This window comes from Ancylobacter sp. GW821-FHT10E12, assembly GCF_058809335.1.
In genome coordinates, this window is the sequence record NZ_JBXASN010000006.1 from 196,544 (window position 1) to 211,564 (window position 15,021).

At 64.6% G+C, this 15,021-nt stretch carries 14 protein-coding genes and 3 pseudogenes; 4 read left to right on the forward strand and 13 right to left on the reverse strand.

Annotated features, from left to right (window positions below):
- Nucleotides 1–53: 53 nt before the first annotated feature.
- From AC1RU4_RS10170 to AC1RU4_RS10185, 4 genes and pseudogenes are all read left to right on the forward strand, one after another.
- Nucleotides 54–722 (forward strand): OmpW/AlkL family protein, encoded by a 669-nt coding sequence (locus tag AC1RU4_RS10170; RefSeq protein ID WP_492890954.1) that lies wholly within the window; start codon nucleotides 54–56, stop codon nucleotides 720–722.
- Between the two features lie 45 nt (nucleotides 723–767).
- Complete coding sequence (locus AC1RU4_RS10175) at nucleotides 768–2,183, forward strand: aldehyde dehydrogenase family protein (RefSeq protein WP_492890955.1); 1,416 nt, start codon at nucleotides 768–770, stop codon at nucleotides 2,181–2,183.
- A gap of 124 nt (nucleotides 2,184–2,307) precedes the next feature.
- Nucleotides 2,308–2,463 (forward strand): annotated as a pseudogene (locus AC1RU4_RS10180) (helix-turn-helix domain-containing protein); the annotation flags it as partial.
- A gap of 48 nt (nucleotides 2,464–2,511) precedes the next feature.
- Entirely contained in the window at nucleotides 2,512–3,273 is a 762-nt protein-coding gene (locus tag AC1RU4_RS10185; RefSeq protein WP_492891055.1) for a LysR family substrate-binding domain-containing protein, read from the forward strand.
- Here the strand turns inward: AC1RU4_RS10185 and AC1RU4_RS10190 are convergent.
- The 13 genes and pseudogenes from AC1RU4_RS10190 to AC1RU4_RS10250 all read right to left on the reverse strand — a co-directional run.
- Nucleotides 3,182–3,445: a DUF2274 domain-containing protein gene (locus AC1RU4_RS10190; protein ID WP_492890956.1), complete on the reverse strand. Its 264-nt coding sequence runs from the start codon at nucleotides 3,443–3,445 to the stop codon at nucleotides 3,182–3,184. The genes AC1RU4_RS10185 and AC1RU4_RS10190 overlap by 92 nt on opposite strands.
- On the reverse strand, nucleotides 3,445–4,653 hold the full coding sequence (locus AC1RU4_RS10195) for a TraB/TrbI/VirB10 family type IV secretion system protein (protein ID WP_492891056.1): 1,209 nt from the start codon (nucleotides 4,651–4,653) through the stop codon (nucleotides 3,445–3,447). Before AC1RU4_RS10195 ends, AC1RU4_RS10190 begins: the two co-directional genes overlap by 1 nt.
- Nucleotides 4,653–5,672 (reverse strand): P-type conjugative transfer protein TrbG, encoded by a 1,020-nt coding sequence (trbG, locus tag AC1RU4_RS10200; protein ID WP_492890957.1) that lies wholly within the window; start codon nucleotides 5,670–5,672, stop codon nucleotides 4,653–4,655. The genes AC1RU4_RS10195 and trbG overlap by 1 nt, the downstream gene beginning before the upstream one ends.
- Entirely contained in the window at nucleotides 5,669–6,358 is a 690-nt protein-coding gene (gene trbF, locus AC1RU4_RS10205; RefSeq protein WP_492890958.1) for a conjugal transfer protein TrbF, read from the reverse strand. The genes trbG and trbF overlap by 4 nt, the downstream gene beginning before the upstream one ends.
- 2 nt (nucleotides 6,359–6,360) lie before the next feature.
- Nucleotides 6,361–7,737, reverse strand: coding sequence for a P-type conjugative transfer protein TrbL (gene trbL, locus AC1RU4_RS10210; RefSeq protein ID WP_492890959.1), 1,377 nt, complete (start codon nucleotides 7,735–7,737; stop codon nucleotides 6,361–6,363).
- Between the two features lie 3 nt (nucleotides 7,738–7,740).
- Nucleotides 7,741–8,025, reverse strand: a complete 285-nt coding sequence (gene trbK-alt / locus AC1RU4_RS10215) for a putative entry exclusion protein TrbK-alt (protein WP_492890960.1) — start codon at nucleotides 8,023–8,025, stop codon at nucleotides 7,741–7,743.
- A 10-nt stretch (nucleotides 8,026–8,035) separates the two neighbouring features.
- On the reverse strand, nucleotides 8,036–8,794 hold the full coding sequence (trbJ, locus tag AC1RU4_RS10220) for a P-type conjugative transfer protein TrbJ (RefSeq protein ID WP_492890961.1): 759 nt from the start codon (nucleotides 8,792–8,794) through the stop codon (nucleotides 8,036–8,038).
- A pseudogene (gene trbE, locus AC1RU4_RS10225) lies at nucleotides 8,791–11,247 on the reverse strand (conjugal transfer protein TrbE). The gene trbJ and the pseudogene trbE overlap by 4 nt, the downstream one beginning before the upstream one ends.
- A gap of 16 nt (nucleotides 11,248–11,263) precedes the next feature.
- On the reverse strand, nucleotides 11,264–11,545 hold the full coding sequence (locus tag AC1RU4_RS10230; RefSeq protein ID WP_492890962.1) for a VirB3 family type IV secretion system protein: 282 nt from the start codon (nucleotides 11,543–11,545) through the stop codon (nucleotides 11,264–11,266).
- A complete protein-coding gene (locus tag AC1RU4_RS10235; RefSeq protein WP_492890963.1) occupies nucleotides 11,545–11,877 on the reverse strand; it encodes a TrbC/VirB2 family type IV secretion system protein in 333 nt (110 codons plus the stop codon). The genes AC1RU4_RS10230 and AC1RU4_RS10235 overlap by 1 nt, the downstream gene beginning before the upstream one ends.
- Nucleotides 11,874–12,860, reverse strand: a complete 987-nt coding sequence (trbB, locus tag AC1RU4_RS10240; protein WP_492890964.1) for a P-type conjugative transfer ATPase TrbB — start codon at nucleotides 12,858–12,860, stop codon at nucleotides 11,874–11,876. The genes AC1RU4_RS10235 and trbB overlap by 4 nt, the downstream gene beginning before the upstream one ends.
- 360 nt (nucleotides 12,861–13,220) lie before the next feature.
- Nucleotides 13,221–13,622, reverse strand: coding sequence for a GFA family protein (locus AC1RU4_RS10245; RefSeq protein WP_492891057.1), 402 nt, complete (start codon nucleotides 13,620–13,622; stop codon nucleotides 13,221–13,223).
- A 314-nt stretch (nucleotides 13,623–13,936) separates the two neighbouring features.
- Nucleotides 13,937–14,392 (reverse strand): annotated as a pseudogene (locus tag AC1RU4_RS10250) (LysR family transcriptional regulator); the annotation flags it as partial.
- Between the last annotated feature and the right edge of the window lie 629 nt (nucleotides 14,393–15,021).

Here is a 15,021-nt window from a genome sequence, read left to right on the forward strand (position 1 = left end):
ATGGCTCGCCACGGCGCATCGCCGCGGCCTGGCTGAACAGATTGGGGGGAAAAATGACGAAATATCTTCTTGCTGCCGCGCTGTCCCTTGGCCTCTCCGGCAACTGCCTTGCTGCCGATCTGGCGCCCACCGCCTCGGCGCCGACGCCCTTTCTGCCGTGGTACCTTCACGTCGGCCCGATAGGCGTCGTCTTCGACGAAAGTGCGCGCATCGGTGTCGGTGGTCAGCCGGTCCCTGGGGCAAGTGCCCTGGCCGACGACAATTTCACGGTCGGATTCGAGATCGGCTATCGATTCACCGAAAACTTCGCCGTCTCGCTCACTGCCGGCATTCCTCCAAGCACGACCCTCACGGGAACTGGTCCGCTCGCAGGAACGGATCTCGGACGGGTCACCTACGGGCCGGCCGTGCTTTCGGCCCACTACCATTTCACCAATTTCGGGCCGCTCTTCAAGCCTTATGTCGGAGCCGGCGTCAACTATACGCTCGTGTGGAATGAGAAAGACAAGGCGGTCAAGAACCTGAAGGTCGATAATGCCTTCGGCTTCGTGCTTCAGGCGGGCATCGAAAGCGACTTCGACGAGCATTGGGGAACATTCATCGACGTGAAGAAGATCTTCCTGGACACCGATGCAACGGGAACCGTGGGCGGCGCCCCGGCGACCGCGAAGATCGACCTTGATCCGTGGCTCATCATGGCCGGTGTTACTTATCGGTTCTAATCCGGGTCGGGCAATATTGCTCGCAACATGAGGCGGAGTGCATAAATGACGGTACAATCATTCCCGCTGATCGTCGCCGGAAAAGCCCGCCCGGCGCAGGATCATTTCGAAGTCCATAATCCTGCAGATGGAGCAGTCGTCGGACTTGCCCCGAGGGCCACGCTACAGGACCTCGACGACGCCGTCGCGGCGGCGGCCACCGCCTTCTCCGGCTGGAGTGCGACGTCCGATGCCGATCGCGCGGCCGCATGTCATGCGGTTGCCGACAAGATTTCCGCACACGCTGAAGAACTCGCCCGGCTCGTCACCCTTGAGCAGGGCAAACCCTTGAACGGGCTCGGGTCACGCTGGGAGATCGGTGGGGCTCAAGCCTGGGCCCATTATACCGCGGATCTCCAGCTTAGACCGAAAGTGCTTCAGGACGACAATGCCGGACGGGTGGAATTGTACCGGAGGCCAATTGGCGTCGTGGGCTCGATCACGCCGTGGAACTTCCCGGTGATGATCGCCATATGGCACATCATCCCGGCCATTCGCGCCGGCAATACGATCGTGGTCAAGCCGTCGCCTTATACCCCGCTGGCGACGATCCGCATCGTCGAATTGATCAACGAGGTCTTGCCGCCCGGCGTCGTGAGCTGCGTCGCCGGGGAGAACGAGGTTGGTGTGGCGATGTCAACACACCCCGGCATCGGGAAGATCGCCTTTACCGGTTCAAGCCTCACCGGTAAGAAAATCATGAGCAGTGCCGCCGCCACATTGAAGCGCCTGACGCTCGAACTTGGTGGCAATGATGCCGGAATCGTGTTGCCCGATTGTGCTCCCCGCGAGATTGCTGAAGGTCTGTTCTGGGGTGCCTTTATCAACAATGGGCAGACCTGCGCGGCGCTGAAGCGGCTCTATGTTCACGATGACATTTATGAAGAGGTCTGCACGGAACTTGTGAATTACGCCCGCAACGTTCCAGTCGGCAACGGCCTCGACGAGGCGAGTGCCCTCGGTCCGATCCAGAATCGCGCTCAGTTCGACAAGGTCGTGCGATTGGTCGAGGATGCCAAGGCGCGCGGAGGTCGCGTCCTCCTCGGCGATCGACACACGACGGCTGAAAATTCGCTGTTCTACTCCCCCACCCTGATCGCCGACCTCGACAATGGCGCCTTGCTGGTGGACGAGGAGCAGTTCGGCCCTGTGCTGCCGATCATTCGCTATTCCGATGTCGAAGAAGTTGTGGAGCGCGCCAATGACAACCCTAACGGCCTCGGTGGCTCGGTTTGGAGCAAGGATATCGAGTTGGCGCGGTCGCTTGCCTTGCGCCTGCAGACGGGGTCCGTATGGATCAACAAGCATGGGGCCATTCAGCCCAATGCTCCAATGGCTGGCGTGAAGCAATCCGGCCTTGGAGCTTCATTTGCTGAAGAAGGGTTGCATGAATATACGGACGTACAGGTAATTTTCAACTAACGACAGCTTCGATGCCTTATTACGAGCAGCTCTAAGGTTGCTCTTCCGGATCGTATATTGGTCCAAATCTGTCGTGTCAAAGGGTAAGCAGGAAGTAATATTGGAAATCTAGCTTCGGTATCTTCGCTATGTTCTTGCCGCCGCCGAGCAAGGAAGCTTCCGGCGTGCGGCCACGGCTTTAGGCGTCGGTCAATCAGCAATCAGTCGTCGGGTTCGCGATCTGGAAGACGAGTTGGGCGCGGCTTTGTTCATTCGCGAACGGAGTGGTGTGCGCCTCACCTATGCTGGCGAACAATTCGTCCGCCGCGCTCGTCGGGTGACGAGCCAGGTGGCCGATGCTGCGAAGGATGTCAGTGACATCGGACGTGGCAAGGAGGGAATAGTACGAATTGGATTGTTTTCACCGCTGGCTTCCGACTTCCTCATCAGCCTCTTCCAAGCCTACGATGCGGAACACGCTGGGGTACGCCTCGATTTCATTGAGGGTGGTCCGGCTGATCATATGCCCGCGATCCTGCAACATCGTCTCGACGTTGCCTTTTTACCGGGACCATCGCCGTCCGAGGGTTGCGACATTGCTCATCTGTGGAATGAGCGTGTCTACGTCGCGATGTCGATGTCTGACGAGTTGGTAAGTCGCGAAGAGATCGAATGGGAGGAGCTTCGTGAGCGGCACTTCGTCGTCAGCGCGGCCGCGCCGGGGCCAGAGATCCACGACTATCTAGCGAAAAACCTGACCAAGTTGGGTCATCCCCCAAGCATTGAGCGGCAGGCAGTCTACCGAGACACGATCTTGAACATCGTCGCCCTGGGCCAGAGCCTGACCCTCACCAGCGAGGCGACGGTTTCAGCACGCTTTCCAGGCGTGGCGTTTCGACCACTTTCAGGGGCAGTGTTGCCCGTCTGTGCGGTGTGGTCGCCCAGAAATGACAATCCTGCATTTCGCCGACTTCTGAGTCTGGCAAAGACCCTTTCGAAAAAATGCGCCGCCTGCCTGCTCAGGAATGGCTCGCCAGATCTTTTAGAGGGGATTGCGCGGCCTGAAGAACCGAACGCCGAGCCTTTACGAAACCGCGATCGGTTGACATGAATCGCTCCAACATTGGTGCGATCAGCTTCTCTGGTTCGATGGCGGCGCAGCCTTGTTGCCGACCGAGGATTTCCCCGTAGGCGGCGAGATCCCGGTGCAGCGCTGCGGGCAATTCCACCGTGATCTTGACGGGTTTGTCGTCGGCAATGGGACCGAGCTTCAGCTTAGCCATCATGAGCCTCCATAGGGTTCGAGCATCAGATCGCGGGTAACGATGACCCGAACCGGGAACCCCGGCCGTATCGTCAATGTCGGAGCGACATTGAGCTGGCGGCGGACGATTTCCTGGCCGGCATCGTTGATGGTGTCCTGGGCGCCATCCCGGATGGCACGGATCAGCCGGTCCTCGTCGTCGATGGCAAGCTCGGCACCGACACTGAGCAGCGTGGAAAGGCCTGCCGCTTTGGCCAGTTCCCACCAATGAAAATCGACCCCGTCCTCCAGCCCGGCATAGCCCTGCGTATCTGCGCCCGGCTGGCGCTCGAGAACGATCGACCGGCCGTTCGGGAAGATCAGGCGGTTCCAGACCAGCAATACCCGGCGCTGGCCGAAGCCGACATCGTTGCTGTATTCGCCGATGATGCGGGTGCCTTGCGGGACCAACAGCGTCCGTCCGGTCGGGCTGTCGTAGATGTGTTCGGTGACCTGGGCGGTGATCTGTCCGGGCAGATCGGAGCGGATACCGGTGATGAGCGCCGCCGGGATCACCGCGCCTGCCTGAAGCACATAGGGTGACGCCGGCGCCGTGACGCGATCAGGTGCGACGGTGCGCCGATCGACGGCGGCATTGATAAAGGCGACGTGCCGATCCTGCGCCGACGGGGTACCCAATTGGCCTGGAAGACCAAGGCTCGTGAGATTCGACGTCGCGGCACCGCTACCGGTCGCCGAGGTGGTCGCGATCCTCGCCTGGGTCTGGAAGAAGACACGACTGGTGCGCGCGGCCTCCTCCTCGGCCAGGCGGCGTTGCTCCTCCGGATCGACCGTAGCCGCCGGCATGCTCGGAGGCACGACCGGCTGGCCGCGGTTCTGAGCGTTGAGGATGGGCCTGCCGAGATCGCCGGGCAGAGCGGGGCCGAGGATCGGTCCGGTATAGTCGCGCGGCAGGCCGGCGATGCCTTCAGCTGTGGCACGATTGTCGGTGGAGTAAAGCTCCTCTGCGCCCGTGTTCGCATCGGGTGCTCGGAGCGCATAGATGAGCGCTCCGCTGACGCCGAGCGATGCGACGATGCCGATGCCGGTGAGCACCTTGCGGGACAGTCGGGTCACGCGTGGCGGCTCGGTGCGCAGTCGCATGGGAGATGCCGTGTCAGTGGCCGACCCGAGGGCGGCCGTGTCGGCACCGTCGGGGTTGCCGTTGCGGGCTTCGTTTTCGCTCATCATGCTGGCCTTCCGTCAGTTCGGGCGATGCGCACCGTCTGCTGGCGGTCGCCGCTGCCGAGGCGCAGCTCCGCGGCGCCGAAGAGCCGGTCGACGATCAGGATGTTCTGATGGATCCGGCTGTTGACGATCTGCGACTCGCCATTGGAACCGATGACGAAGATGGGCGGCATCTCGCCCTGCACGATGCCGCGCGGGAACTCGACATAGACCCGCCGGCCGTCGTCATAGACCGAGACCGGCCGCCACGGCGGAGTGTCGCCGGTGAGGCCGTAGCGGTAGTTCCGCGCCGCGACGGCGGGGATTATCGGCGTGGCCGGCATCGCCTGCCGCAGCGAGGCCGGCAATTGCGGATAGGCCCAAGCGACGGCCGGCATATAGGGGGTTTCGCCCGAACGCAGCTCGAGCATATAGGTGCGCCGGTCGGTGGTGATGACCAGGTTGGTGGTGATGTCGGTGCGGGTCGGCTTGACTAGGACATGCACGCGGCGCGTGACGCCGCTGCCGCTCTCAGTGTCGCCTATGATCCAGCGGGCGGTGTCGCCGGCGGCGATCGGGCCTGCGCCGGTCAGACTCTCGCCGGCCTCCAGCGCGATGTCAGTGATCTGCCCGACGGCGGCATAGACCTGATAGAGCGCACCGTCGCTCCAGGGATAGATCTGGATGGCGTTGTAATAGCCCTCCCGGCGCGGCTCGACACGAGCGGCGGCATTGGCATTCTGAACCCGGGCCGTCGGTGCGCTCGCGGCGGCTCCGCCCCGGCCCGGCATCCAGGCCGGCGGAGTGTGCAGAGGCCAAGGGCGATCGTCCGTGACGGCGGCCGGCACAGAGGGCAGTGGCGGCACATCGGCATCGTAGCTGATCTGTGGCGGCTTGCTCGCTGCACAGCCGGCGAGCGCGAGCGTCGAGCACAGCAGAAGTGCCGCGCCGGATGTACGGAAAGAGGGAGAACCGCTGGCGAGGTCCGATACGGATTTACGGAAGGCCGGCTTTCCGGCATCGCGGCAAGCGGCGCTCATTGCCCCAGCTCCCTCGACCAGTTGATGGCGTTCACATAGATGCCGAGCGGGTTCGCCCGGAGTTTTTCGGCGTCGCGCGGCGGCTGCACCACAATGGTGAGGATGGCCGTCCAGCGCTGCGTGCCGGAGAGTTGGCCGTTCTCAAAGTGGCGCCCGGTCCAGGCGATGCGGAATGAATCCGGCGAGGCGCGGATGACCGACGACACGTCGACAGCGACCTGCTGCTTGCCGACCCTGGTGAAGGGGTCGTTCGACCTTGCAAAATCATTGAGCGCCGCTGCGCCGCGATCGGTGGTGAACTCATATGCCCGGAGCCAATTCTGCCGCACGACGATGGCGTCGGCCGGGATCGAGCGGACCTGCTCGATGAAGCGCGCCAGATGCCACGCCGTCTGCGGATCGGTCGGGCGATAATCGGCCGCGGCTGGCGCAACGGCCTGCGCCTGGCCGAGCTGGTCCACCTGAACCACCCATGGGACGATCGTGCCGCGGGCGGACTGCTCGACGAGCGCGGCGGCGAAGCCACCCGCCAGAGCCAGCGAGCCGAAGGCCATAAGGCGCCAGTTCCGGGCCTGTACCCTGGCCGAGCCGATCCGCTCGTCCCAGACCTGACCGGCGCGCTGATAGGGCGTTTCCGGCTCCGGGGCCTTGCCGTAATGGGTGGACGGTCGCCTGAAGAAGCTCATGGTCAGTCGTTCCCGGAAAGATTGATGGAGGAGCCGCTGCCATGGCTGTCGCCGGAGCGGACGGCGTGGGCGACGGCCGAGACGCCGTGGCTCATGGACTGGCTGCGTTTCATGCGCTGGGCCCAGGCGGGTGGCGTGTCGCGAGAGGCCGTGGGGGAACCAGCGCCGGCGTGGGAAGCATCATCGGCGGCAGCAGCGTGACCACCGATGGTCCCCATGGTCGACGAGCCGCCGGTCACGCTGAACGCGCCTGTGGTCCCTCCGGAGAAGCTGGATCTGACTCCTTCCGCAGCCTGCGCGGCGGCACGCCGGAGCGGCGAGGAGGCGGCGGACCCCGCCGCACGGGCGACGCCACCGAGACCGGAAGCGACACTGGCCGTCCCGGACTGGCCCATCGATCCGAGGCTGTAGGCCGCGGAAGCGGCGCCGGCCGCGCCGGCTCCGCCCCCCACGGCGGCGGCCCCTCCCGAGAGCGCCGCCGCTCCTCCCTTCGCGGCGAGCCCCGCCGCTCCTCCAGCGACGAGCGCGGCGCCGCCGACGGCCAATCCGGTGCCGACAGCAGCACCGGCGCCGAGCTGCGGGCCGCCGCTCACCAGTCCGTTCGCGATGCCAGGACCGAAAATGCCAAGACCGAGCAGCGAGAGCGCGGCGAGCACGACCGCCATGGCGTCGTCGATGGTCGGCGTCTGGCCGCCGAAACCGGCCGTGAACTGCGAGAACAAGGTGCTGCCGATGCCGATGACGACGGCGAGCACCAGCACCTTGATGCCGGATGAGATGACGTTGCCGAGCACCCGTTCGGCCATGAAGGCGGTCTTGCCGAACAGGCCGAACGGGATCAGGACGAACCCGGCCAGGGTGCTCAACTTGAATTCGATGAGCGTCACGAAGAGCTGCACCGCCAATATGAAGAACGCGAGGAGCACGAGGGCCCAGGCGAACAGCAGGCAGGCGATCTGGATGAAGTTCTCGAAGAAGGCGATCCAGCCCATCAGGTCGGAGATGGATTCGAGCAGCGGCCGGGCGGCGTCGAGGCCGGTCTGCGCCACCTTGCCAGGGCGCAGGAGATCCGCCGTCGTGAAGCTGGTACCCGATCCCTTCAGGCCGAGCCCGGCGAAGCTGTCGAAGACGATCTTGGCGAGGCTGTTCCAGTTGGAGATCAGATAGGCGAAGACACCGACGAACAGCATCTTCTTCACCAGCCGTGCGATGATGTCGTCATCGGCGCCCCAGCTCCAGAACAGTGCCGCCAGGGTCACGTCGATGACGATGAGGGTGCTGGCGATGAAGGCCACCTCGCCGCCGAGCAGGCCGAAGCCTGAGTCGATGTAGGAGGTGAAGACGCCGAGAAAATTATCGATGACGCCAGTGCCGCCCATGGCTCACCGCCCTTCGCCGGAATGAGCCGGCATGGTGCGACGGCCGAGAAAGCGGTCACGGGTCTCGGCCCAGACGCGCAGGCATTCGGAGTTGCTGGCGGCGGCTTCGCCGAGTTGCTGGCACCAGCGCTGGCTCTCGCGCAGCAGGTCGCGCGAAGGCTCCGGAAGACGTGCGGCCGTGGACGATGGCGGCGCATCCTCCTTGCGGGTCATCTCGACCACGGCCGCGGTGACCGCACACGCAATGAAGACGACGACACCCAGCCGGGCCAGCATCTTGCCGTCCATCGTCGAGCCCTCAATTGTTGAACATCCGGGCGTTGCCGGGCCGATAGGCGTTGCCCGGCGTGAGGAAGCGGCGTCGCTGTTCGCGGCCCTGGTCGGCGGCCGCTGCGCGCTCGGCCTCGGTGAGCATCTGTGCGCGTCCGTTGGCGGCGATGAGCGCCGTCAGGTCGGCAAGCTGTTGTGCCTGGAGCGCCAGGAGCTGGTTGCCGGCCTGCGTCGCCTGAAGCGCGCCCGTCGCGCCCTGGCTGTAGCCGATCAGGGTGGACATCTCGGCGCGATTGGAATCGATGTTGCCGACGACGCCGGCTTGCACGCGCATGGCATCCTGAAGGCCGCCGACCGTGTTCTGCCAGCGGGATCGTGCATCGGCGATAAGTTGCTGATCGGTCGCCGACAGGGAGACATTGCCGTAGGTCTTCTGGAACGCCTGATCGACCTGCTGGACGTCGAAGGCGATGTTCTGCGCCTGCTGAAGCAGCTGCTGGGTGTGCTGCACCGACTGCTGCAGCTGCTGGAGCGCAGAGTATGGCAGGCTCGCGAGGTTACGGGCCTGGTTGATCAGCATCTGCGCTTCATTCTGCAGGCTGGTTATCTGGTTGGTGATCTGCTCGAGCGCGCGCGCCGCGGTGAGCACGTTCTGCGCATAGTTCGAGGGGTCGAAAACGATCAGGGCGTGCGCCGGAACGGCCACGAGCGTCGACAGGATGGTGGGAGCGGACAAGAGCGCGCTGGCGACCAGTGCCATACACGCGTGCGAACGATTGAAGATCATGGCTGGGCCTCCGGCTCGGGTGGCGGGATGACATTGGTGAGGTCGGGGATCAGATCGGCCGCCCAGGCGAGCGAACTCGCAGCGAGCTACTCTTCGAGGAAGCGATCGCGGCCGGCGCGGGCGAAGACCTCCGCGATCAACGCCTGATGCTCCTTGGAGGAGGCGCCGCAGAGCGCGAGCGCCACCTCGGACAGGCCGAGCTCGAACAGCCGGTTGCCGCGCCGGCTCTGGCAGTAGTAGTCCCGTTTCGGGATTGCCCTGGCGAGGATCTCGATCTGCCGATCGTTGAGGCCGAACTTGCGGTAGATCGCGCTCATCTGCGGCTCGATGGCGCGATCGTTCGGCAGCAGAATGCGCGTGTGGCAGCTGTCGATGATCTCCGCGGCGACCGCGCTTTTCTCGATCTGCGCGAGGGATTGAGTTGCGAAGACGACGCTGGCGTTCTTCTTGCGCAGCGTGACCAGCCACTCGGTGAGCTGCCTGGCGAAGGCGGGATCGCTCAGCGCCAGCCAGCCCTCGTCGACGATGATCAGGGTCGGCCGTCCATCCAGACGGTCGGCAATGCGATGGAAGAGATAGGCGAGAACCGCTGGTGCGGCGCCGGTCCCGAGCAATCCCTCGGTCTCGTAGGCCTGCACGGTTTCACGCCCGAGCTGTTCGGCTTCGGCATCGAGCAGGCGACCATAGGCGCCGCCGACGCAGTAGGGCTGGAGCGCCTGCTTGAGGTAGTTGGACTGAAGCAGGACCGTCAGGCCGGTGATGGTCCTCTCGCCGACCGGTGCGGAGGCGAGTGAGGTCAGGGCGGACCAGAGATGCTCCTTGAGCTCGGGTGTGATCGGCACGCCTTCGCGGGCGAGGATCGCAACCAGCCAGTCCGCTGCCCAGGCGCGTTGGGGAACCTCATGAATGCGCTCAAGCGGCTGAAGCGAGACGGAGTCGGTAGCGCCCTCGCTCAACCTTCCACCGAGGTCGTGCCAGCTGCCGCGCATGGCGAGCGCGGCCGCCCTGATGCTGCCGCCGAAGTCGAAGGCGAAGATCTGCGCGCGTTCATAGCGCCGGAACTGCAGGCTCATCAGCGCGAGCAGGACGGACTTGCCGGCGCCGATCGGACCGACGACGAGGGTGTGGTCGACATCGCCGACGTGAAGCGACAGCCGGAACGGGGTCGAGCCGTCGGCCTTGCCGAACAGCAAGGGGGGAGCGTCGAAGTGCTCGTCCCGTTCCGGCCCCGCCCACACGGCGCTCAAGGGGATCATGTGGGCGAGGTTGAGGGTCGAGACCGGCGGCTGGCGGACATTGGCGTAGAGATGTCCGGGCAAGGTGCCGAGCCAGGCGTCGACCGCATTGATGGTCTCGATGATGCAGGTGAAGTCGCGGCCCTCGATGACCTTCTCGACGAGGCGAAGTTTCTCGTCGGCGAGGCGCGGGTCCTTGTCCCAGACCGTGACGGTTGCCGTGACATAGGCTTCACCGGCGAAATCCGCTCCGAGTTCCTGCAAAGCAAGGTCCGCATCGGCCGCCTTGTTTGCGGCATCGGTGTCGACCAGGACCGAGGCCTCGTTGGTGAGGACTTCCTTGAGGATCGCGGCGATCGACTTGCGTTTGGCGAACCACTGCCGGCGGATTCGGGTGAGCAGCCGGGTGGCGTCGGTCTTGTCGAGCAGGATCGCCCGCGTGCTCCAGCGATAGGCGAAGGCCAGCTTGTTGAGCTCGTCGAGAATCCCCGGCGTGGTGGCGCTCGGGAAGCCGACGATGGTGAGGATGCGCAGGTGCGCCTTGCCCAGCATTGGTGCGAGCCCGCCGGTCAGCGGTTCGTCGGCCACGAGCGCGTCGAGATACATCGGCGTCTCGGGGACGCGGACGCGGTGGCGCTTGGTCGAGACGCAGGAATGCAGATAGGTCAGCGTCTCGCTGTCATCGAGCCAGCGGCACTCGGGCATGAAGCCTTCGAGGAGCTGGAGGACACGGCTGGTCCGGTCGACGAAGGAGCGCAGGAGTTCGTGAGGATCGACGCCGGAACGCTCGTGCCCCTCATAGAGCCACGTCTCGGTGCGGGTCGCGTCATCCGCCGGCGGCAGGAACGCGATGGTGAGGACATAGCTCGTTTCGAAATGACTGCCCGCCTCCTCGAAGTCGGCCTTGCGCTCGACCTCAACGAGCGCAGAAGCGCTGTCGGGGAACTGGCTGTCGGGATAGCGGCCGACGGGGTGGCGCTGCGCCTCGACGAAGATCGCCCAGCCGGAGCCGAGACGCCGAAAGGCATTGTTGAGCCTGGCGGCGATGGCGACGAGCTCGGCGGGCACGGCACTGTCGAGGTCCGGGCCGCGAAAACGCGCCGACCTCTGGAGGCTGCCGTCCTTGTTCAGCACCACCCCGTCGCCGACGAGGGCCGCCCAGGGTAGGAAGTCGGCGAGCCGGCTGGCGGTGCGACGATACTCGGCGAGATGCATCATGGCTGTGCGCTCCGGCTCAGACCGAGAGGTGACCGGGAATGCGCAGATGGCGCCGCGTGACTTCGACGAACATCGGGTCGCGCCGGGCCGCCCACACCGCCGCGACATGCCCGACCGCCCAGAGTGCGAGGCCGACCAGCCAGAGCCGCAGGCCGAGGCCGAGCACGGCCGCGAGCGTGCCGTTGAGGATGGCGATGCTGCGCGGGGCGCCGCCGAGCAGGATATGCTCGGTCAGTGCGCGGTGGACGGGAACGGAGAAGCCCGGCACCTCGACGGCGCGTTCGATCAGCGCGGTCATCAGATGACCACCCCACCGCCAAAGCTGAAGAAGCTGAGGAAGAACGAGCTTGCCGCAAAGGCAATCGACAGGCCGAAGACGATCTGGATGAGGCGCCGGAAGCCGCCGGACGTGTCGCCGAAGGCCAAAGTGAGTCCGGTCACGATGATGATGATGACGGCGACAATCTTGGCCACCGGCCCCTCGATCGACTGCAGGATCTGATCGAGCGGCTGTTCCCATGGCATCGACGAACCCGCGGCATGGGCGGACGAAGCCAGCATGGCGCTGGCGAGCAGAGCGGAAGCGGCGGTGACAGCGTGGCGGTGGATGTGGCGTACGCGCTGAATCATGAGGGATCTCCCGGTTGGTCTGTGGTGGTGATGGGCATGATGAGGTAGTCGCCGCCCCGGCCGAGTCCCTCGACGCGGGCGAGCTCGACAAGCCGGCGCGATGCGCCGCGGCCGGAGAGGACGGCGATGAGATCGATGGTCTCGGCGATCAGGGCACGCGGCACCGTGATGACGGCTTCCTGAATCAGTTGCTCGAGACGACGCAGCGCGCCGATACCGGTGCTGGCGTGGATCGTGCCGACGCCGCCGGGATGGCCCGTCGCCCAGGCTTTGACGAGATCGAGCGCCTCGGCGCCGCGCACCTCGCCGATGGGGATGCGGTCCGGGCGCAGCCGCAGCGACGAGCGGACCAGATCGGACAGGGTGGCGACGCCGTCCTTGGTGCGCAGCGCGACCAGATTGGGCGTCGTGCATTGGAGTTCGCGCGTGTCTTCGATCAGCACGACGCGGTCGGCGGTCTTGGCGACCTCGGCGAGCAGCGCGTTGGTCAGCGTGGTCTTGCCGGTGCTCGTCCCGCCGGCGACGAGGATGTTTCGGCGCTCGGCAACTGCGTTTTGCAGCGTCTTCGCCTGGTCTGCTGACATGATTTTGGCGGCGACGTAGTCGTCGAGGCTGAACACGCTGACGGCGGGCTTGCGGATCGCGAAGGTCGGACCGGTCACCACCGGCGGCAGCAGCCCCTCGAACCGCTCGCCGGTTTCCGGCAGCTCGGCGGAGACGCGCGGCGCGCCGGCGTGAACCTCAGTGCCGACATGGTGCGCAACGAGGCGCACGATGCGCTCGCCGTCAGCGGGGGACAGGCGCTCGCCGGTGTCGGACAAGCCTTCCGAGAGACGGTCGATCCAGATCTTGCCGTCGGGGTTGAGCATGACCTCGACGACGCCACTGTCCTCGAGCAGCCGGGCAATGGCAGGACCAAGCGCGGTGCGCAGCATGCGCGCGCCGCGCAGGATCGCCTCGGACTTGAGGTGAGAAGTCGCCATCGGCCCCCGCTCCGGCGGGGATGATTAAGAGAGCCAGAAATCAGGGTGGTTCAACAAGTTTCGATCGTAGTAGGGCCGTGGCGTGCAAATACAGGAGAACGGCGAAACTAACGTTGCTCATTAACGGGTAATTGCTAGACCAGATCTGCCTGCTCAGAAGCAGTGGACCACGATTCATGGTCTCGCCGAGATCGGCATTTGTCATCCGGTGCTCGCACGCTGGCCACTGGGATTGGCGAACCGCTCGCTGTGCACATCGACTATCCGGCATCGCCTAACGGCACCCCATCCTACGAAACGATCTGGTTCGCTGACGCGGGGAGATGAGAGGTCTATGACGACGCCTCAAGACTCACCAAGCTAGAACCAGAGGTCGCGCACGCAGCGGCCGTCGCGCGGCAGGTCGTCGAACGCGTTGAGGCCGTCGAAATGGTCGATTGGGAGGTCGGCAACCGCTTCCGGTGGCGCGAGCCGGAGATTGACGGCGACACGGCGGCGCCCATCGGATTCGAGGTGCAGGCCGCGCCAGCAAAGCACGCAACCGCACGTCGGACAGAAGTGGATTTCGAGCGTCGGATGGGCCTTGCCCGCGCGCGCATAGACAGCACTCGGCCCCGAGACCCGAATGCGCTCGTCCCCATAATCATATGCCCAGAGCGCGCCATAGCGGCGACAGAGCGTGCAGTTGCAAGCCGTCGCCGGGCCCGGATCGCCCTCAAAGCTCCAGTGAGCGGCACCGCAATGACAGGAACCCATAAGCATGGGGATCATCTCACTCCGTTCACCGTGCGCAGGTAATCCTCAGTTCAGACAACGAGCCTCGAGGCTGCACCATGCGTCCCGGCAGATATTCATTCGCCACAATACTGCCGAATGAAAACTCCGTCGATAATGTCGCCTGACTATGGACGCGTCGGGTTGGCGGCAGCTATCGGGCGATGCTGGCGAGGCGCCAATTGCGGAGATTGGAATGCGTCCGGATTGCAGACGTTTGACTGCAACGCACACGAAACCTACCGCTTCCACGACGACATGCACCGGTGGGCAGTAGAAATATTCCCACGCTACCGCCAACTGAGGCCGGGCCAGCGGCCATCGCCGTGGCGTATCTCAACATCGACCACTTCGCGCTTGAAGTTCGTCGGCTCGTTGGTGCCATCGATGCGCATCTCAAGATCCGGGTTGCGGTCGAGAAAGGCACCGAGCCGCGGCAGCAGCCATTTGTTGGAGAGCGTCGGCGTCGCGCGCACGGTGAGTGTGGTCACCGTGCGGTAGCCGCGAATAAGATTGGTCGCCTCCGCGATGCGCTCGACCTCGTCTGTGATAGTGGAGAAATAACGCTCTCCGGCCTCGGTATGCACGATGCGGCGCCCGACCTTGCTCATCAGGGTCAGGCCGAGTTGGGTTTCCAGCGCCAGAATCTGCTGACTCACGGCGGACGGCGTGACGCTCAACTCCTCGGCCGCCTTGGAAACGCTGCCGAGCCGCGCGGCGGTGTGAAACACCAAGATGGCGCGGATGGGCAATTGCATATGGCACTACCGAACTTGGTCGCCCCCATTATAGAAGCTCAGGCATCATCAGGAAACATTGTGATGTTGCCAAAGAGGGCCACGGACCGCGCCTCGATACAGGACGTTCGCCTAGCGCCCCGAAACGGACGTTGACATAAGGTCAGTAAGCGGACGTTCCGCCTAGTGCCTACCTGAAAATGACCCAGGCAGCGTACGTGCCTTTCGGGAACCGACGTCCCGTCACCGAGCGCCGAGTGGAGTGCCGCCCTAGGTTGTGGCTAGGCTATGGATCTGCAATTTGGGGCGGCATGGCGGTCGTCCCTTGAGAACTTCAAGGATCTGTCCGCACTCGCCGAACATGTATCGGGTCTCACAAGGTCGGACGTTGCCTTGACTCGAAGCGGGCTCGATGGCCGATCCGGTACCTTCGCAGATCCTCCGGCCTGCGTTCCCTGTCGGGACGCTGCCATCGGGTCAGCTTGAGAGCCTCTCCGCTAGTGCAGCTTGCTTAGCTCATGTTAGGCCTTGAACAAAGTGCCGTCGCGCAGCATGGCGTGCATGATGACCGCAAGCTGTTGGCGCGGGCGACACACGCCTTTCGCAAGCCGCGCCGCTCGGCGATCTTGAGCGCCCAACTCTTGAGGGTG